This window comes from Gemmatimonadaceae bacterium (assembly GCA_036496605.1).
GTDB lineage: Bacteria > Gemmatimonadota > Gemmatimonadetes > Gemmatimonadales > Gemmatimonadaceae > AG2.
Genome location: DASXKV010000061.1, coordinates 15,762 through 36,089, shown reverse-complemented (window position 1 = coordinate 36,089; position 20,328 = coordinate 15,762). Strand labels below are relative to the sequence as shown.

The window sequence follows — 20,328 nt, the reverse complement described above, 5'->3', positions numbered from 1 at the left end:
CGCCGACTTCAGCACAGGACGGATCCATGGCTTCGCGATTTCATAAATTTCGGGCACGCCAATTGGAGCGCGAGCCACTCACGGCGCACGGCCGGATCAATCTCGTGCCGCTCGTGGACATTCTCACCGCGATCGTGTTCTTCAGTCTCCTCACGTACACGGGCGCGGTGATGACGAACCTGACGGCCTTCGATCTGGCGCTGCCGCCAGTCGTGGTGACTGCGCAAACGAACACGAGCGGCGCGCAGCCGGACACGGTCACGCCCATTCTCATGATCGGTGTCAAGCAGGGCGGCCTGCGCGTCGAGCATTCCAATGGCGGTGCCACGCCCTTCGCACAGAACATCGCTGGGCTGACCCCCGCGTCGCTCGATTCGCTCGAGGCGACGCTCCAACAGATCAGGCAGCGATTCCCCGACGGCGACGCGGCGACGGTCGTGCCTGACGACGACGTCAACTACGACGACATCGTGCACGTGTTGGAGAAGGTCAAGCTCGCCAACTTTCCGAAGATCTCCCTGAGCAGCGCCGCGCGATCCATGCAGGTCGCGTCGACCAACCCCGGAGGACGCTGAAGATGATGTCCGAGCGTACACGGGCGATCCGTGAAGCCCGGCGGCGATCGCAGTTCCAGAAATTCCGCCTCGTACAGCTGAACCTGATTCCGCTCGTCGATACGTTCGTGGCGATCGTGTTCTTCTCACTCACGGCGGCGACCGTCGGCGACCTCGCGCCGATCCTCACCGGCGTGAACCTGCCGCAAGCCAAGGTCGGCTCGCCGGCACACCAGGAGCTCACGTTAGGCGTTTCGAGCAAGCCGGCGGCGATCGTGTTCAACGGCAAGCAGCTCATGTCGGTGACGGCGGCTGCGCAGGCGACATCGAACTATCCCGATCAACCGCTCGTCGTTCCGCAGCTCTATAGCGTGTTGAAGGCGGCGGCCGACTCGATTCGTCAAGCGAGCGGAACGAGCCCTAACGAATCCGTGACGACGCCGCTCGCCATTCAGGGCGACAAGACGATGCGCTATGACCTGCTCCAGCGACTGCTGCAGACGGCTCGGCTCGCCGGATTCCGCCAGGTTACGCTGCAGGTGCAGCGCGCGACGGAACAAGGGCAGGCAACGACGGTAACGATGTAACATGGCGACTCCATTGCAACCAGCGACGCCGGCCGGATCGCCCCCGCCGCGCGATATGGACCGGTTCGACAACCGGCTGCGCTTCGAATGGGCGGACCCCGAGCAGCGCGTTCTGCTGTATTCCTGGGCGTTCGCGATCGCGATCGCGATCGTGTGGCTGATCATCGTGGGATTCCACAAGATGGTCCCGCCATCGATCAACGACGAAGGCGTCGTGATTACGCTCGCGCCAACGCCGACAACGGCGCCACCGGCCGCACCGCCAGTGGTGCCTAACAACGGCACGGCTGAGGCGGTGGCTGCTCCGGGCAAGCCGAACGCACCGCCTGGGCACAAGGGGCCGGAGAAGGGCAATCCGCGGCAGGGCAAGCCCGGCTCGCGTACCGAGCAGACGAACAACGGTGCGATTGGCACAGCGTTCGGAACGGGGAGCGGCTCGGGCACGGGCGGCCTAACGGGTAACGTGTCGTCGCTCATTGGCGGCGTGGCCGTGGCGTCGGGAAGCGGCGGAACCGGCGGCGGGCAAGGCGGTCGCGGTGGCGGCGGTACGGGCGGCAAGACGGTGCTCGGCTTCGGTCAGGGCGGAGAAGGTGGACGCACACCAGGCCGCGGCGGCTTCGGCGGTGGGAATGGAACGGGCGGCGGCGGCGGCGGTGGCATTGGTGGTGTGGGCGCCGGTGGTGGCATTGCTCGCGCCGCAGTGCGCGTGGCAGCGCCTGCGCCAGTCCGTGCCGACAATCTTGGCGGAAATCGACGCGATGTCGGAGAGCTCGGACAGTTCGTTCGTAGCCGTGAGTCGCAGCTCCGCTTTTGCTACCAGGAGTATGGATTGAAGGCGAATCCCTCACTTGCGGGAACGGTGACGGTTGCGATCTCGCTTACGGGTGGTGGCGACGTCACGGGTGCGAACATCACCAACCGCACTTGGGGCGGGCCTGGGGCTTCGGAGGCGGAGAGCTGCATCCGGAGCAAGATCGAGTCATGGAAATTCCCGTCTTCTGACGCGGGCGGCGGCACGTACTCGTTCCCGTTCAACTTCACCAAGTGAGCGAACGATTTGCCGTTGAAGCGGGGCGACCAACTGGCCGCCCCGTTTTGCTGTTAGCTTGGTGATTGGTCTTTGGGGTTGGTCGTTGGTTGATCCTTGGCAGTTGCCGAGCACGAAAACCAACCAACGACAACCAGCACCAGCAACCAACCACTCTGTAACACCTAACGACGATTCCTCCGGTGCTGCGACTCAAGTTTGCGCTGGTGGCGCTTGCGACCGCACTGCAAGTGCAGATCGGGCCGCTGCAAGTGCCGGCGCCCGTTGGATTCGTCAACGATTTCGCGCACGTCATCCCGCCAGACAACGCGACGCGGATCGAGCGAATCATCGAGGACGTCCGCGGGAAGTCCGGCGGCGACATCGCGGTCGTCACGCTTGCCGACTTGAAAGGACGCGACAAGGCCGATGTCGCACTCCGTATCGGTCGAGCCTGGGGAGTGGGCAGCAAGGGAAACCCCGGCGATCCAGCGCGCAATCGCGGCGTCGTCATTCTGGTGGTGCCGAAGGAGACGAGCTCCGATGGTGGTGGCCACGTCGAGATTGCGACAGGTCTCGGCTCCGAGGGCTTTCTCACCGATGCAACTACGGGTGAGATCCAGGACGAGGCCCTGCCGCTCCTCCGTCAACAAGACTACGGCGGCGCTATCGAGCTCATGACGCTGCGCGTCGCTCAGCGCTTCGCCAGCGAGTTCAATTTCCAACTCGACACGTCATTCCAGGCGCCCGCACCGAGCTTCACGCCGCGTGGAGCTCGCGCACCATCGGGTCGCGGAAGCCGAGGCGGAATCAGCCCGTTCGTGTTGTTTATCATCTTCATAATCGTGATGTCGATTCTCAGCTCCGGAACGCGACGTCGCGGTTGCGGGCCGGGCTGTCTTTTCATTCCATTTCCGATCGGTGGTGGATGGGGCGGAGGTCGCGGTGGTTTCGGAGGTGGCGGGTGGGGAGGCGGTGGTGGTGGCGGAGGCGGTGGCTTCGGTGGGTTCGGTGGGTTCGGTGGGGGTGGTGGATTTGGAGGGGGTGGTTCCGGCCGTGATTGGTGACCAGGGGAGCGTCAAATGGCGAAGATGACGCCTGAAGAACTCGTCGAGCAATTGCGCGCCGCTTACGGCCCCGATCTGCGCAGCGTGGTGCTGTACGGATCGGCCGCCGCCGGCGAGCACATACCGAAGCGATCCGACTACAACATCCTCGTGCTCGTGGAGACGCTGCCGCTCGATCGACTACGTGCCGCAGCGGCCGTGGCGCGAGCGTGGGGCGAAGCCGGCAATCCGCCGCCGATGACGATGACGACGCGCGAGTGGCGTTCCTCCGCGGACGTCTTTGCGATGGAGTACGCGGACATCATCGATCGACACAAGATCCTTTTCGGCGAGAATCCATTCGACGGCATTCGCGTTGACCCCAAAGATTTAAGGCTCCAGCTCGAGCACGAGGCGATGGGAAAACTGCTCAGGCTCCGGCAGGGCGTCCTCGCGTCGGGCGGAGACGACCGACGTCAGACGGAGCTGCTGGCGGACAGTCTGAGCACGATCATGGTGATCTTTCGCGCCGTTTTGCGCCTCGAGGGAGCCGTCCCCGCGAAGGACAACATCGCGGTCAGCCAGACGGTCGCCCGGAACGCACGGTTCGACGCGACTCCTTTCGAACGAGTGGTTCGCCATGTGCGAGGAGAGCAGGCGATCGCGCCGGCTGAAGTCGGCAACGTGATTGCAGGCTATCTGGACGGCATGGAAAGGCTCGTCGACCATCTCGATCGGTACACGGGATGAAGGTGAGCGAGGCTGCTCAGAACTTCTTCAAGAGGAAACGAACCACATGAAAATCGCTTTGCGGCGTATAGCATTGCTCCCACTCCTCGCGGTCGCCGTCGCTTGCCCGGGAGACAAGAAAAACAACACCGCTCAACTACCCGTCGATACGGCCAAACCGGACACCACCAAGGCGCTTGCGACGACGACGGACACTACCACCACCGATCTGTCAAAGATCAAGTCGAATCTGCCGACAGCTGCGCCCGATACATTTCACCGACGGAACCCCGCGGCGGTAAATGGTGGTGGCGTAGGCAATAGTGGCCGGACGTCCTTCGCGGACGCGCCGAGGCCGCTGGTCGATGCAGTCGAGCGTGAGCAGAGCGCTACCCGCTTCTGCTACACGGAGTTCGGCCAGAAGGCCGATCCAACGCTCCGCGGCAACGTGGCCATGGTCGTCACGATCGGCAGCACCGGAGTCACGAACGCGACCGTAGGGGATTCGAAGTGGTCCGGCACCGCTGGTCGAGCCGTGAACCGGTGCCTCGATCAGAAGGCGAAGCAAGCCTGGAACGTGGCGCCGGGGGCCGTGAAGCCGGGCCATTATGTTGTGCAGTTGAGCTTCAGCGGTACGCGATAAGTGGAACGGACGGGCCCGCGGCAACGTAGACAGCGGCACAGATCGCCCAATCACGGAGTGCTCGATGAAACGAACGTGGCTCGCAGTTCCCCTGCTCATCGCGAGCGCGGGGTGCGGATACAATCGCATTCAGCAGCTCGACGAGCAGGCCAACGGCGCGCAGGGCCAGATCGAGGTGCAGTTGCAGCGACGTGCTGACCTGATCCCGAATCTCGTGAACACAGTGAAGGGGTACGCTCAGCACGAGTCGGACGTCTTCATCCAGGTGGCGCAGGCGCGCTCCGGAGTGCTCGGCGCCGTGCAAACGCATGACCCCCAACAAATGGCCGACGCCAATGCGCAGATGACGTCGGCGCTCGGCCGCTTGATTGCGGTCGCGGAGAACTATCCGCAGCTCAAGGCCGATCAGCAGTTCACTCGCCTGATGGACGAGCTCTCGGGAACCGAGAACCGGATCGCTGTTGCGCGAGGCGATTACAACAGCGCTGCGCAGGAGTACAACACGTACATTCGGCAGTTTCCGCAAACGCTCACAGCGAAGTTCACCGGCGCGAAGGCACGCAATTACTTCAATGTGACAAATCCCGGGGCTCGCGAAGCTCCGACGGTCGATTTCTCGAAGCCTTCTGGTGCCGCGCCTTCGGGTCAGACGGGATCGAGCGCCGCCCCAACGAAGCACCCATGATCGCGTGATGTCGCGCTAGTGAAAAGCGAAGAGGAAATGGCCAGTCGTCCAGGCCTGGACGACTGGCCATTTGTTTGGACAAATGCGATCGGGCCGAAATGAATCAATCACGTGACGAAACGCGCGCTGTGATTGTTAGAAGCGTTGAGTCACAGTGGATTACGGCGCAAGAGCGTGGTAGCCCGTGCAATTGAAGGGATTGGCGCCGAGCAACACCGTGTCTAACTTTGTACGCCTCCGCCCTGGCGATTTCCCACCTACTTGCTTGGGCTCCGAGGTCGTTGCACGCAGGCTCTTTGTCTGCAGCCGACACTCGACTCTCCTCCATCCCTCGAAGGAGCCCTCCCGATGAGAGCTTTGTGGAAAGGGTTGCTTACGGCCTTTGGTTGCGCTGTCGTGTACGCCAGCGCCGCCCATGCCCAACAGCAACGGCCGGCCATCGTTGGCCGCGTGACCGAGCGTGGAAGCAACACGCCGATCGCGGATGCGAATGTAATTCTCGCCGGCACGCAACGTGGCGGCCGGACCGACGAGAATGGCACGTTCCGCATCGCGGATCTCACACCTGGCACGTATGCGGTGCGCGTGACGCGCCTCGGCTACTCGGCGGCTACCAAGCAGGTCACGGTTGCTGAGAGCGGGAACGCGACCGCGGATTTCGTTCTTCAGACGTCGGCGGTGCAAATCGATCAGGTGGTCGTCACCGCGACCGGAGCGACGGAGCGCAAGCGTGAGAACGGCAATGACGTCGGCATCATCAAGCCGGGTGACAATTTGAGCCTGGCGGCCGAGCCGAACCTGACGTCAGCTCTCGCGGCGAAGACACCGGGTCTCACGATTACGCAGGGTGCGGGAACGGCCGGCACATCGTCGCGCATCCGCATCCGCGGCGCCAATTCGGTCTCTCTCTCGAACGATCCGCTGCTCATCGTCGATGGCGTGCGATTGGATAACAGTACTGACTCCTTCGGTCCGGGCGTCGGCGGAGCGAGTGTCAGCCGCTTCGACGACATCAATCCGGAGGACGTCGAGAGCATCGAGGTCCTGAAGGGCCCCGCGGCATCGGCGCTCTACGGAACGGCCGCCGCGAACGGCGTCATCCAGATCACGACCAAGCGTGGCGCCGCGGGCCGAACGCAGTGGAGGACGTTTGCGCAGTACGGAAATCAGTGGAATCCGATCAAGTACGGAGACAACTACTACAACGTCGGCACGCTTCCTAACGGCAGCCTGTACACGTCCCAGTGCACGAACGATCGTGCGACGCAAGGCGTCTGCGTTCAGGGAACGCTCAATCACTTCAATCCAGCCGGCTTCTACAACGTCTATACGACGGGGAATATCAAGACGTACGGCCTGAGCGCCGCCGGGGGTGGCGACGCGACGCAGTACTTCGTGAGCGGCGATGCCGATCGCCAGCAGGGCGCGATCACCATCAACACGACGCACAACTACAGCTTGCGTGCTAACCTAACGACGCGGCTGACGCCGAAGCTCAACGCCACGTTTACGACGAACTATGTCGACCGCAACGTGCGCTTGCCCGACAACGACAACGACATTTACGGGCCGCTGGGCAATATTCTGCTCGGCAAAGCCTTCAACTGCTCGGCGACGCAATTCCACGCCAACTCGCTCGCGCCGCAGTGCGGCAGTGACACGCTGAGCGATGGCTTTTATTCGGCCGTGCCATCGACGTTCTACATCCGCGACAACTCGCAATGGGCGAAGCGCTTCATCGGCGGCGCCACCGCGACCTGGCAGCCCTACTCGTGGCTCACCGGCGTCGGCCAGGCCGGCGTCGACATGGACAACGTGTTCGAGCGCGCGTACTTCCCGTCGAACGTCGTCACATGGATCAACGCAGGCATTACCAACGGATCGATAGCGGAGTATCGCCGGCAGAATCCGCGGTACAGCACGCAGGGCAGCTTCACGGCGACGAAGCAGTTCGGTTCGATCTCGACGTCGACGGTGGTCGGTGGTCAGTACCTGAGCGAGCAACAACACTGGACCTTCGCCTCCGGAACGAACCTGATTCCAGGCACGGGCTCTCTCGCCGCTGCCTCCGCGAACAAGTCGGTCAACGAGAGCAACCAGACGATCGTCACGGTGGGGTCGTACGCGCGCGAGCAGCTCGGCTTCGGCGATCGCCTCTTCCTCACTGGATCGATTCGCGCCGACGAGAACAGCGCCTTCGGTAAGGATTTCAAGCTTGCGTATTATCCGGCGCTGAGCGCGTCGTGGGTGGTCTCCGAGGAGCCATTCCTTCGCGACAAGTCGTGGATTGCGTCGGGCTTCCTCAGCCAGCTGCGATTGCGCGCGGCGTATGGCCAGAGTGGACAGCGTCCCGGCTTCCGCCAGGCGGATACTTATCTGTCGGGCGCCGCGGTCACGCAGGCGGGTCAGTCGGAGCTACCGGCGGTGGTCATCGGGGGCACGGGTAACGTGGAGCTCAAGCCGGAGATCTCGACCGAATACGAAGGCGGCTTTGACGTCAACTTCTTCCAGGACAAGCTCGGCCTCGAGTTCACGCATTACGCCAAGACGACGCGTGACGCGCTAATCGCTCGTGTGCTTGCTCCGTCGTTAGGTGTGAGCACGACCCAGTTCGTGAACCTCGGCCGGGTGTTCAACGGCGGCAACGAGCTCGCCCTCAACACGACGGTCTTCGACAAGCGCAGCGCGAAGCTGGACTTCACGCTCGCGGGCTCGACGCTCAAGAATCGGCTCGACAAGCTCGGTGCGGGCATCGCGCCGATCATCTTCGATCCTCAGCGGCACGTCGAAGGCTATTCGCTCGGCGGCTTCTGGGCGAAGAAGATTCTGTCGTACAGCGACGCGAACCATGACGGCGTCCTGAGCCGCAGCGAGGTGCAGGTCGACAACGCGATCACGTACATCGGGCCATCGCTTCCCACGTTCGAGCTCAGCGCGACGCCCACGCTCACGCTATTCGGCAACGTCAAGCTTTCGGCGCTCGTGCAGCATCGCGGCGGCAACTACATCTACAACCAGACGGAGGAATTCCGGTGCACCACCTCCGCGTTCGCGAATTGCCGCGAGGACAACGACCCGACCGCGCCACTCGTCGATCAGGCAGCGGTGATCGCCTATCAGAAGACCGTGGCGAGCGGAGCACCATCGCACGCGGGGTTCATTCAGAAGGGCGATTTCACCAAGCTTCGTGAGATCTCGGCGACGTACACGCTGCCGCAGCTGGTCTCGAACCGGCTCGGACTGCGCTCGTCGTCCGTCACGCTCGCGGGCCGCAACCTCGCGACATGGTCGCCGTATCGCGGAGCAGATCCGGAAATCCAGTACAGTCAGCAGAGTGGTCAGGGCAACACGAGCTTTGGCTCGACCGACTTCCTGAGCCAGGCGCCGTTCCGGCAGTTCGTCATGCGTCTCGACCTCGGCTTCTAAGCGCCTTCACGCCAAAAACACGATGAGGAATTTCATGATTTCATTTTCGCGGCGAATCCTCGCGCGCGCCGCAGCGCGGTCCGCAGCGATCGCGTCGCTCGCCGTTGTCGGGGTGTCGGTCAGCGCGTGCAACCTCGACAAGACGCTGAAGGTGCAGGACGTCGACGTTGCCACGCCGGGATCGGTGTCCTCGGCCGCCGGCCTCCCCGTGGTTTACGCGGGTGGTCTGGCCGATTTCCAGCAGCAGATCAATTACGTCGACGGCACGGTGGATCTCCCCGGCCTGCTCAGCGACGAGCTGCGTGACATCGATACCTTTCCAACGCGTATTTCCGTCGATGAGCGCGGTCCGATCCAGATCAACAACGGCACGGTGCAGGCATGGCTGCGCTTCATGCAGCAGGCGCGCGCGTCGCTCGAACGTGGCGCTGGCGCGTTCGCGCAGTTCGCGCCCAAGGATCCTCGCAGCGCCGAACTGCACGCATTGGAAGGCCTCATGTACGTGTATTTCGCCGAGGACTTCTGCAACGGAATGCCGTACAGTGAGTTCGTGAACGGTGCGCCGGTGTACGGTCCGCCGACGTCGAATACGCAGAGCTATCAGCTCGCCATCGCGCAGGCCGATTCGGCGCTCGCGATCGTGAGCGACACCACGAGCCAGGGCTACCTCGCGTCGGTCGTGAAGGCGCGCGCACTGCTCGATCTCAATCAGCCCGACCAGGCCGCGGCGGCCGTCGCCAAAGTACCGGTCACGTTCCAGTACAACGTCTACAATTCCACGAACAGCGGCCGCGAGAACAACGGCGTCTTCATCAACGTCGGACCGCAGAGCAAGCGTTATGCGGTTGCGGATGGCGAGTCACCGCAGAGCATCAAGTTCCGCACGTTAGGCTGGAACGATGCCAACGCGACGGGCGATCCGCGGGTGCGGTGGTATCAGCTGGGTGTGGGGCAGGACGGTCAGTCCGCCGCGTATTACACGCTCAAGTATCCGGACTTCGGCACGGCGATCGTCGTCGCCGACGGCATCGAAGCGCAGCTGATCAGCGCCGAAGACAAGCTGAAGAACAACGACGTGGCGGGCTGGTTAGGCATTCTGAACGCGTTGCGCGGAAATACCACAATTCTCAACGCACCGCCGTACACGCTGGCGGGACAGAAGGCCGCGACCGCGCTCGCGCCGGTGGCCGATCCGGGCACACCGGATAGCCGGATCGATTTGATGTTTCAGGAGCGGGCGCTGTGGATGTATCTCACGGGCCACCGGCTCGGCGATCTGCGACGGCTCGTGAGAAGCTATAGGCGTTCGCCAGATGCCGTGTTTCCCTCGGGATCGTATCTCGGAGCTGCTGGTGGTTCACTGGGCCCGGACGTGAATTTCCCGATCACCATCGACGAGCAGAACAATCCGTCGGCGCCGCCGAATCTCTGCACGGACAGACTTCCATAAGGAAGTCTGGCCTCACTGCTCTACAACGAAGGCCTCGGACCGCTAGCGCGGTCCGAGGCCTTCTCTATTGGAATGAGTGGGACCGCGGCAGCTCGACGACTCGAGGAAGCGGCGTCGCGAGCCCACCAGCGCCAATTTGGCCGTGCGGGCCCAACGTGACGGGCGAACGATCCTGGGTCGACCCGCTCGATTGGAGTTGCGAGTTGTCTCGTTCACGACGTGAACCGAATCGGGATCGTCTCTCGTGTTCGCCGGATTAACTCTGCGCGAAGAAATCGGGGCGAGTGAACCTTTTCATCGATCACACAGTTCGTCCCATTCGATCGGATCGTAGGCCGATTAAAAGATGATAACTCGTCGCGAGATGTGACGGCGTTCCGCGCATCACGGGTTGATGATGTCGGCGCACGAACGAATCGTGCGGCTGCTAACGAGTCACTCGTTCGGCGCCGCCTCGCGTCTGCGCGCGGATCGCGGTTCGTCGCAGGCGTGTCGTACTCGGTCACATTGCGTAGCCGCCTAACGTCCACGATGTCATTCACACACGAGTGGGGGACGACGATGAAGAGTTCCTGGAGCCGCATCTTCGGGACACTGGTCTGCGCGGCAGTATTGGCCGCGCCGGCCGGCGCGCAGGAAGCCGCCGCTGTCGGCGGTCGAGTGGTTGATCGTTCGAGTAATCTTCCGATCGGCGACGCGAGTGTCGTCGTCGTCGGAACGCAGCGCGGTGCACGGACGAACGAGCAAGGTCGGTATCGCATTACGAGCGTACCGGCCGGCACGTACATCGTTCGTGTGAGCCGGCTCGGATACGCAGCGACGTCACAAAGTGTGACCGTGCCGAGCACCGGCGACGTCGCGGTGGATTTTCAGATTTCGCCGACGGCAGTCACGATCGATCAAGTGGTCGTCACCGCGACTGGTGGCGAAGAGCGAAAGCGCGAGACGGGCAACGCGGTGAGCACCGTGCAGCCTGCGGCCCAGCAGCTTGCGGTCTCGACGACCGTCGCGGACGTGCTCGCGGGGCAAGCGCCGGGTGTCGACGTCAATTTCTCCGGCGGCACGCAGGGCCAGGCGACGCGCATTCGCATTCGCGGAGCGAACTCCGTGTCGTTATCGAACGAGCCGCTCATCATCGTCGATGGCATTCGCGTGAGCAACGATTTCAACGCGGTCGGTGGCATCGGCGTCGGCGGACAGGTTCCAAATAGACTCAACGATCTCAATCCGGAAGACATCGAGTCGATGGAAGTGTTGAAGGGGCCAGCGGCATCGGCGCTCTACGGCACGGCTGCGGCGAATGGCGTCATTCAGATTCGCACGAAACGTGGCCACGCCGGCGCGCCGCGATGGACGATGTATGGCGAAGGCGGCACGCAGAAAGACACCTATAACTATCCCGCGAACTTCAACCAGATCGGAACGCTGCTGACGGGAGCCAACGCCGGAAAAAGTGCGTCCGGCTGCACGCTCAACGCGCAGGCGCTCGGACAATGCGCGGCAAAGCCGGATTCCCTCCAGGTCTGGGATCCGCTCGTGCAGGCGAGCCCGTTCGTGACGGGGACGAAAGGAACCGTCGGAATGAGCGTCACCGGTGGTGGCGACGTCGCGAGCTACTTCCTCTCGACGGACATCGATCACGACAAGGGCGTGTTTGCGCCGAACCATTTCGGTCGAACGAGCGTTCGCGCGAACGTCAACGGGCAGCTGGCAAAAACCCTGTCGGGCGAGATCTCGACGAACTACGTCGCGAGTCGGCTCGCCTTCCCGCAAAACGACAACAACGTCCTCGGGGTTCTCGGCAGCGGGCTCCTCGGCTTTGCCACCGATGATCCGGTGAGCCGTGGCTATCTCGCCGGCCAGACGCCGCACGACATCTATGCGATCGATTGGCGAGAGGACGTCGAGCGCTTCATCGGTTCGTCGAATCTGAACTGGGCACCGAATCGTTGGCTGTCGGGCGTCGCCACGGGCGGCGTCGATTTCTACAGCCGGCGCAACGATCAGACAATCCCGCCTAACACCGTATTCTTCGGCACGTTCCCGGATGGCCAGCGCACGGCGAACACGACGAACGACTGGCAATACACTGCGAACGGCAGCGCGACGGCGAACTTCGATCTCACAACCTCGTGGCATTCGCGCACGACAGTCGGGGCGCAATACAACGAGGAGCAGGTCGCCAGCAATCAGGCGTTCGGCGCGAAGCTGCTCGCCGGTACTGGTTCACTCAACGGGACATCGGCTCGTTTCGCTGTCGGCGAGACGAACACGGACAACCGCACGATCGGTGGGCTGGTGCAGGAGCAGGTCGCCTGGCGCGACCGTCTGTTCCTGAGCGGTGCACTGCGGACGGACAACAACAGCGCGTTCGGCTCGAATTTCGGCTGGATCACGTACCCGGCGGCGAGTGTGTCGTGGGTCGTGAGCGAGGAGCCGTTCTTCCCGCACTTCGATTTCCTGTCGTCGCTGCGCCTCCGCACTGCCTACGGGCGTTCGGGACAGCGTCCGAATTTCCGCGACGCGATCACGTTCTACAACGTGCAAACGGTTACGGTGAACAGTGTCGATTCGCCGGGCATCCAGGTCGGCGGCACGGGCAACCCGGATCTTCGGCCAGAAGTTTCGCGCGAGTACGAGGGCGGATTCGACATGCAGCTCTTCAACTCACGCATTGGTCTCGAGGCGACGTACTACAACAAGCGCGCACACGATCTTCTCATCGCGCGGCCGCTGCCGCCGTCGCTCGGCCTCACGACGACACAGTTCGCCAATCTCGGGGAGTCGACGAACAACGGAATCGAGATTGGGCTTACGACGCACGTGTTCGATTATCGCATGACGAGCTTCGACCTGAACGGGGCGCTCACGACCAACCACAACAAGCTGATCACACTCGGCAATCTGCCGTCAGGTCAGCCGGTTCCACCGATCGTTAATGGCGAGCAGCGCCAGGTCGCCGGCTTCCCGTTAGGCGGCTACTGGGACCGTCCATACACGTTCTCGGACGCGAACGGCGACGGCATCATCAGCTCGAACGAGCTTACGGTATCGCCGGACTTCCAGTATCTGGGCAACCCACTGCCGACGCTCGAATGGTCGCTCACGCCCCGACTCGGGGTCACGAAATGGGTGGAATTCTCGGCGCTGCTCGACCACAAGGGCGGTTACAAACTCTATAATTTGACGGCGCGCTTCCGCTGCAATTTCAGCAACTGCCAGGAAGCGTACGACAAGAGCTCGCCGCTCTCGTTGCAGGCGCGAAACATCGGCCAGCTGGCGGGGACCGACGCTGGCTACATCGAAGACGCGACGTTCACGAAGCTCCGTGAAGTGGCCGTGACGTTGACCGCGCCGTCTCGCTGGGCGCACTACGCGCGGGCCGCCGGCGTGAAGCTCACGATCGCTGGCCGCAACCTGCATACCTGGACGAACTATACGGGCTTCGATCCCGAGGTCAACTCGACGCCGAACGGCAACTTCGCCACGTCGGACTTCCTCACCGAACCGCCGCTGCGTATCTACACGGCGCGCCTAACGCTGCAGTTCTAATGCGCGGCATCCACATTCAGACATGGACATACGCGATGAATAGATTCCTCAATACCGCGCGTCTCGTGGCGAAGTCGCCACGCGTGTGGATCGTGAGCATGCTCGGCTCGGTCATTATGCTCACCGCGTGCAGCCCAACCGACGCGCTCAAGGTGAAAGACATCGACGTGGCGCGGCCCACGTCGATCCAGGACTCGAGCGCGCTGCCGGCAGTTCTCGACGGCGCCATTGGCGACTTTGGCAATGCATACAATGGCGGCGGGGACTTCAATCAGATCACTCTCGCCGGCCAATTGACCGATGAGCTGATCAACACCGAGACGTTCCCAACACGCATCGAGGTCGACGAACGGAAGCAGAAATATCAGAGCAATACGTCCCTCAGCAACCTGTTCTACGCGACGTCCCAGGCGCGGCAATCGGCAGACCGTGCTGCCGCGCTCTACTTGCAGTTCGCGAACAAGGATGCCGGCCTTTCGGAGTCGCTCAATCTGAGTGCGCTCGTTTACATCGTGTTCGCGGAGAACTACTGCGCCTCAGTGCCGATCAGCAATCAGGATGCAAGCGGCAACGTCATTTACGGTTCGTCGCTCACGACAAAGCAGCTGTTGGATGTCGCCGGGCAGAAGGCCGATAGCGCGAAGACGATTGCGTCAGCGAGCGGGGTAACGGGCGGTGCGACCTATGCCGCTTCGATGGTGAACCTCGGCCATCTCGTCAAGGCTCGCGAGCTCCTCGATCAGGACCAGTTCGCGGCCGCCGCAGCGGAAGTGGCCAGCGTCTCGACGACGTTCCAATATCGCTACACGCACTCCGCGACGAGCGCGCGACAGAACAACGGCACCTGGGGCGTGACGGTGAGTGTCGGTCGGTTTGGGGTCGCAAACTCAGAAGGGACGAACGGCCTGGCCTTCCGCGCACAAGGCGACACGGCTGGTACCGTGAAAGATCCTCGGGTCGTGAGCGGCCGCACTACACGAGCCAACAGTAAAGGCAACGGCTTCGACGGCGGCACGCCTCAGTGGGTGCAGCTCAAGTATCCCGCGCGCGACACGCCGGTGATCATCGCCGACGGTGTCGAAGCGCGCCTGATCGAGGCCGAAGCACAATACAGAGCCGGCAACTACGCTGGTGCCGGCGGCACGCTCGCGATCCTGAACGCGCTGCGCAGCAACGCCTCACTGCTTGCCCTGCGCGGCTATCCGGCCGGCTCGTTGGCGGCCCTGCCGGACGTTTCCGCCCAGGGCGGCGTCGCGGAGGAAAATCAGCTGTTTTCAGAGCGTGCGTTCTGGCTGTACCTCACGAGTCACCGGCTCGGCGATCTCCGCCGACTGATCAAGTATTATGGCCGTGGTGCGGAGACAGTGTTCCCTACGGGCTCGTACGTGAAGGCTGGTGTTACGACGACGTACGGCACGGACGTGAACTCGCCGATCCCGCAGGCCGAGGACAACAATCCAAACTTTTCGCGGTCATCCTGCAGTACGACCGCGCCGTGACGGGCAGCAGGCGGGCCCCGACTAGTTAGGAACGGACAGGTTTAGCAGGCAATATTCCGGCATACATGAGGAGCGGCGGGCAGAACTGCCCGCCGCTTTTCTTTTTTTGTCGGGTGGGGTAGCGCGGCGCGCTCGTCACGGGAATATTCGGGGCTGACGGGCACCCAAAAGTGACCGGTTGGCCCGTAGGTGTTGTTGAATTGGAACGTAGGCAGACCTTTCCAGGTTAGTCCCGGCGAATCGTTCGCATGCCGAACGATGCGCCGCGTCGTGATCTCAGACGTGCTCCCGGACTTCGCTTGGATGTCGCGCGCGATTGCGCCGCGCGGTTGGTAGTTGCAGTTGCGATCCCACGTCGCCGAGGAGGCAACCCACATGTGTGCGTCTCGCTGCGAACCGCAAAAGTCCCCTGCAAGGAGGACCATTAAATGACAATCGCTCCCCGAAGTAGAGTGAGCAGGGCTCGAGTGTGGGCCGCTCGAGCGCGACTTACGATTGGCGCGGCCTCGTGTGCACTGTTTGCCCTGGCTCCTGCGGCACATAGCCAACAGATGTACGGTAGCGTGACCGGACGCATAACCGACGCCGGCACGAACCAACCGGTCAGCGACATCCGGGTCATGGTCGTCGGGACGACGATAGGGACGAGCACCAACGCCGAGGGTCGGTACACCCTTGCGAGGGTGCCAGCTGGCCAAGTCTCGATCCGCACGATCCGCGTTGGCTACCAGCAGCAAATAAAGCCGGTAGAAATCACCGCAGGACAAAGCACGACGCTCGACTTCGTGATAACACAGGCGGCCGTGCAACTCGCGGAGATAGTTACGACAGCAACGGGCGAGCAGCGCAGGGTTGAGCTCGGAAACGCCATTGCTACGATCGACAACGTCCCACAGAAGGTCGAGCAGACCGCGACGAACAACATTGCCGATCTGCTCGTCGCCAAGGCGCCGGGAGTCGTAGTACTTCCGGCAGCGATGACGGGCGCGGCACCGGTGGTCCGAATCCGGGGCATCGGCTCGCTGGCGACGACAGGTAGCGGCATCACCAACGACCCGATTTACATCATCGACGGCGTCCGGATGAACACCGGTACCCTAAATCTGGGCACAGGCGGCACGCGAGCGAGTTTGCTCAACGATCTCGATCCAAACGAGATCCAGGACATCGAGGTCGTGAAGGGGCCGTCCGCGGCGACTCTATATGGTACCGATGCGGCAAACGGCGTCGTCGTGATCACCACGAAGCGCGGCCATTCCGGCGCTACCCAGTGGACCTGGTTTGGTGAACAGGGACTGGTGCAGGACAACAACAAGTATCCTGCCTCCTACGCTATCTGGGGCCATAAGACCGGCACGACGACCCTGCAGAGATGCACGCTTGTCAGCCAGAGCCAAGGGACTTGCGCGCCCGACAGCCTGACCTCCTTCAACGTGCTGACGGATCCCTCCTCGACGCCGTTCCACACCGGGAATCGAAACTGGTACGGGTCGCAGGTCAGCGGCGGCAACGACAGGGTACGCTTCTTCGTGAGTGGCGATATCCAGAATGAGATCGGCCCAATCAAGATGCCGGAATTCGCGCAGGCGACGCTTGTGGATTCGATGAAGGTCGGGATGCGGGACGAGTGGCTGCATCCGGAGGCGTTCCAGTCGTACAACTTGCGGACGAACCTCAACGCGAGCCTGTCGCCTAACGTCGACCTGACGATGACCGCGGGCTTCAGCAATACGAACCAGCGACTTCCGCAGGTGGACAACAACATCAATAGCTTCATCTACAGCGCGCGCAACAACCCCGGCTTCAACCACAACGGGGCCCCCGGCCTCACGTATAGCGAGATCGGTTCACTCGGTGAGTTCCGGAACGGCTACGGCGTCTACAGCCCAGCGCAGATCTTCCAGGACCTCAACGAGAATGGGACTGAGCGCTTCATCGGCTCGGCGGATGCCCAGTGGCACCCCTTCTCTTGGATGTCGAATCAGGGCACCATGGGCGTCGATCTGGCAAGCAATGACCACTCGCAGCTGTGTCGTTTCTCCGAGTGTCCGAATCTCGGCACACAGCGACTCGGCACTGTGAGCAACAACCACGCGGACCTGCGGAATTTCTCGGCCAGGGTCGTCAGCAACTCCCACTGGCAGGCGCGATCCAGCCTCATTTTGACGACTACCCTAGGTGCCGACTATACCAACATTGCGGTAGACACGACGGTCGCGAACGGTACGAATCTCCCTCCTGGCGGCCAGACGGTTGGTGAGGCCGCAGTTCAAAGCGCGTCCAATGCCTTCCAGACGGTGGAAAAGACGCTCGGCTTCTACCTTCAGGAGGAAGCGGCATTTCGCGACCGGCTATTCGTCACCGTTGCTGCACGCACGGACCAGAACAGTGCGTTCGGAACGAATTTCTCGCGCATCGTCTATCCGAAAGCGAGTGTCTCGTGGCTCGTTTCGGACGAGGGATTCTTCCCGAAGATGAACTGGCTCGATCAATTCCGTCTTCGGAGCGCCTACGGCGCATCGGGTGTCTCGCCTGGCGGCATAGTGGCTCTGCGTACATTCCAAGCGCAAACGGCCAATATTCCGCCCATCGCTGGCGTCGCCGGGGGAGTTGATACACCGGGGCTGCTGCAGAATGCGCTGGGCAACTCGAACCTGAAGCCGGAGCGCTCGGCCGAGTTCGAAGGCGGGTTCGATGCGGACGTCTTCCGTTCGCGCGCACACTTCGCCTTCACGTACTACGACAAAAAGACGCACGACGCGCTGATCAGCCAACAGATTGCCTCCTCATCCGGAGCGCCGGCACTCTCGGTACTCAAGAATCTGGCTTCGGTTGAGAACTCCGGCGTGGAGCTGGACCTCAACAGCACCATTCTGAATCGGAGCGTGTTTGGATGGGATGTCAACGTTGCGGCGTCACACAACTCAAACAAGATTCTGTCGTTAGGTAATGACCCCAGCGGAAAGCCTAACGCCACGATCGGCACCGGCACGAACCGGGACTCGGTCGGGCTTCCCGTGAACGCGGCATTCGCACGGCCGTACACGTATGCCGACAAGAACGGCGACGGTATCATCACACCCGATGAGGTGACGGTATCGCCCGGATACGTTTACGCAGGCTACTCCGCGCCACGGGACATTTTCTCGATCACGAATGGAATCGACCTGCTGAACCACAAGTTGCGCATCACGGCGCTGACCGACTACAAGGGCGGCTACGTCTTGAGCAACCAAACGGCCTCGTTCTACGCCCAGAACTTCTCCTCGTGGTACTCAAATAGTGTCAAGTCCACGCCGTTGTGGGACCAGGCCCGTAGCGTGGCGAACTCCGCGGCGAAGAACCCGACACCGTCGGGGTACGGCTACCTAGAGAACGGGCAGTTCTGGAAGCTGCGCGAAGTCTCGGCAATACTCACGGTGCCTCAGAACATAACGAGTCGGATGCGAGCGCATGATGCTCAGCTCGTGCTCTCCGCCAGGAACTTGCACACATGGACCAGCTACACCGGTCCCGATCCGGAGGAGAACTACGGTACGGGTGATACCCAGACCGATTTCTCGACGCTCGCGCCGCCACGGTACTACATCTTGCGCCTCAACCTCCACTACTGAAACGTCAACCAGGGATAACCGAAAATGTTCAATTTCAGTAATCGGACCCGGGGAATGACGGCAGCGGCGGTCGTGGCCGGGATGCTCTTCCTCGGAGCCTGCGATGTGAATAAGGAGCTCCTGCAACCTGAGCAGCCGGGCGTGATCAGTCCCGGCGCGGTAAACAATGCGACAGCGGCCGACGCACTCTGGGCCGGCGCACTCCAACAATGGAATAAGGTCATGAATGGCAGCCCGACCAACTCGGGCAGCAACCAGGAGGGACTGTGGAACTGGGAAGGGCTCTTCACCGACGAGATTCGCTCAGTTGACACGTTCTCACAGCGCAACGATGACGATCAGCGCAACGAAGCAACGAACGATGCGCTGTTGACGACGATCTACAACGGTGCCCAGCAGACTCGCGGGCGGGCGCGTGACGCCATCAACGCTCTCTTGGCCTACGATAAGTCCGCTACCGGTTCACAGCATGTTGGCGAGATGTACCTGGCGATGGGGTACATCGAAATGCAGCTCTCGGCTGTGTTCTGCAACGGCATTCCTTTCGGAGAGACCGTGAATGGCGTTCCGCAGTACACGAAGCCGGTGACGGACGCCGACGGATCGAAGCTCGCAATTTCGCGGATGGATTCAGCGGTGACGTATCTCACCGGGACGGATTCAGCTACGCTCAACATTAAGTACGCCGCTCTCGTGACTAAAGCGCGCGCGCAAGTGGACCTGGCAGTGGACCTGGCAGATTATGCCGGCGCTGCCACTACGGTCAACGGCATACCAACCAGCTTCCAGTACAACTTCAACTATTCGAAGCCGGGTACTTTTGACAACGAATGGTGGGTTGAGGGCCCGAACGTGAAACGGTACTCGGCGGGTGATAGCATCGACATCGCCGGCCCGATCCTGAACGCCATTCCGTTCGCCGAGCTGAATGATCCGCGTGTCTCGGTTACCAACATGGGCCTTGTGGCCGAGGACGGACACTCCGTACTCTGGCAAGTGAACAACTGGGGTCAAGACGACGCGGTCCCGGCGATCTCGGGCATCGATGCCCGTTTGATTGAGGCTGAGGCCCAGCTGCAAGCTGGCAGCATCAGCGGGATGATGACGATTCTCAACGCACTCCGCACATCTCCGCAGGTCATTGGCGTATTCAAGGTGCCAGCGATGGCAGCGCTGGCTACACCGGCTGATCTGAACACCGCAACCAATCTGTTCTTCCGGGAGAAGGCGCTCTGGCAATTCGGGCGCGGATATCGGATGGACGATCTGCGGCGGTTGGTGCGCCAGTATGGACGCTCGCAGGACCAGGTTTTCCCGACGGGCGGCTTCACGAGAAACGGCACACCCTCCGGACAGTTCGGTAGTCAGGTTGCCTTCCCGGTGCCGGATTACGAGAAGACGAACCCTAACTTTCACGGGTGTATCGACACGAAGGCGTAGGTCGGATAGGCTGGATGAATGCGAAAACGTGGGGGCGATTGTTTCGCCCCCACTTTTTTCGCCGGTAAGTGCCGCT

13 protein-coding genes are annotated in these 20,328 nt (G+C 62.1%); all 13 read left to right on the top strand.

The window, feature by feature from the left end:
* Positions 1 to 26: 26 nt before the first annotated feature.
* A complete protein-coding gene (locus VGH98_23885) occupies positions 27 to 575 on the top strand; it encodes a biopolymer transporter ExbD (GenBank protein HEY2379042.1) in 549 nt (182 codons plus the stop codon).
* Positions 576 to 577: 2 nt separating this feature from the next.
* Positions 578 to 1,141 (top strand): biopolymer transporter ExbD, encoded by a 564-nt coding sequence (locus tag VGH98_23880; protein ID HEY2379041.1) that lies wholly within the window; start codon positions 578 to 580, stop codon positions 1,139 to 1,141.
* Position 1,142: 1 nt separating this feature from the next.
* Positions 1,143 to 2,189 carry an AgmX/PglI C-terminal domain-containing protein gene (locus VGH98_23875; GenBank protein HEY2379040.1) on the top strand — a complete coding sequence of 349 codons (1,047 nt, stop codon included), beginning with the start codon at positions 1,143 to 1,145 and terminating at the stop codon, positions 2,187 to 2,189.
* A 182-nt stretch (positions 2,190 to 2,371) separates the two neighbouring features.
* Entirely contained in the window at positions 2,372 to 3,235 is an 864-nt protein-coding gene (locus tag VGH98_23870) for a TPM domain-containing protein (protein HEY2379039.1), read from the top strand.
* Between the two features lie 15 nt (positions 3,236 to 3,250).
* Positions 3,251 to 3,964, top strand: a complete 714-nt coding sequence (locus VGH98_23865) for a nucleotidyltransferase domain-containing protein (GenBank protein ID HEY2379038.1) — start codon at positions 3,251 to 3,253, stop codon at positions 3,962 to 3,964.
* Positions 3,965 to 4,010: 46 nt separating this feature from the next.
* Positions 4,011 to 4,586 carry a hypothetical protein gene (locus VGH98_23860; GenBank protein ID HEY2379037.1) on the top strand — a complete coding sequence of 192 codons (576 nt, stop codon included), beginning with the start codon at positions 4,011 to 4,013 and terminating at the stop codon, positions 4,584 to 4,586.
* Positions 4,587 to 4,650: 64 nt separating this feature from the next.
* A complete protein-coding gene (locus tag VGH98_23855) occupies positions 4,651 to 5,271 on the top strand; it encodes a LemA family protein (protein ID HEY2379036.1) in 621 nt (206 codons plus the stop codon).
* Positions 5,272 to 5,619: 348 nt separating this feature from the next.
* Complete coding sequence (locus tag VGH98_23850) at positions 5,620 to 8,697, top strand: SusC/RagA family TonB-linked outer membrane protein (protein ID HEY2379035.1); 3,078 nt, start codon at positions 5,620 to 5,622, stop codon at positions 8,695 to 8,697.
* A 34-nt stretch (positions 8,698 to 8,731) separates the two neighbouring features.
* Positions 8,732 to 10,147 carry a hypothetical protein gene (locus VGH98_23845; GenBank protein HEY2379034.1) on the top strand — a complete coding sequence of 472 codons (1,416 nt, stop codon included), beginning with the start codon at positions 8,732 to 8,734 and terminating at the stop codon, positions 10,145 to 10,147.
* A gap of 531 nt (positions 10,148 to 10,678) precedes the next feature.
* On the top strand, positions 10,679 to 13,699 hold the full coding sequence (locus VGH98_23840; GenBank protein HEY2379033.1) for a SusC/RagA family TonB-linked outer membrane protein: 3,021 nt from the start codon (positions 10,679 to 10,681) through the stop codon (positions 13,697 to 13,699).
* Positions 13,700 to 13,734: 35 nt separating this feature from the next.
* Positions 13,735 to 15,198: a hypothetical protein gene (locus VGH98_23835; GenBank protein ID HEY2379032.1), complete on the top strand. Its 1,464-nt coding sequence runs from the start codon at positions 13,735 to 13,737 to the stop codon at positions 15,196 to 15,198.
* A 563-nt stretch (positions 15,199 to 15,761) separates the two neighbouring features.
* Entirely contained in the window at positions 15,762 to 18,812 is a 3,051-nt protein-coding gene (locus VGH98_23830) for a SusC/RagA family TonB-linked outer membrane protein (GenBank protein HEY2379031.1), read from the top strand.
* A 24-nt stretch (positions 18,813 to 18,836) separates the two neighbouring features.
* The gene (locus VGH98_23825; protein ID HEY2379030.1) at positions 18,837 to 20,252 is read left to right on the top strand and encodes a hypothetical protein; all 1,416 of its coding nucleotides are present in this window, start codon (positions 18,837 to 18,839) and stop codon (positions 20,250 to 20,252) included.
* Positions 20,253 to 20,328: the final 76 nt, after the last annotated feature.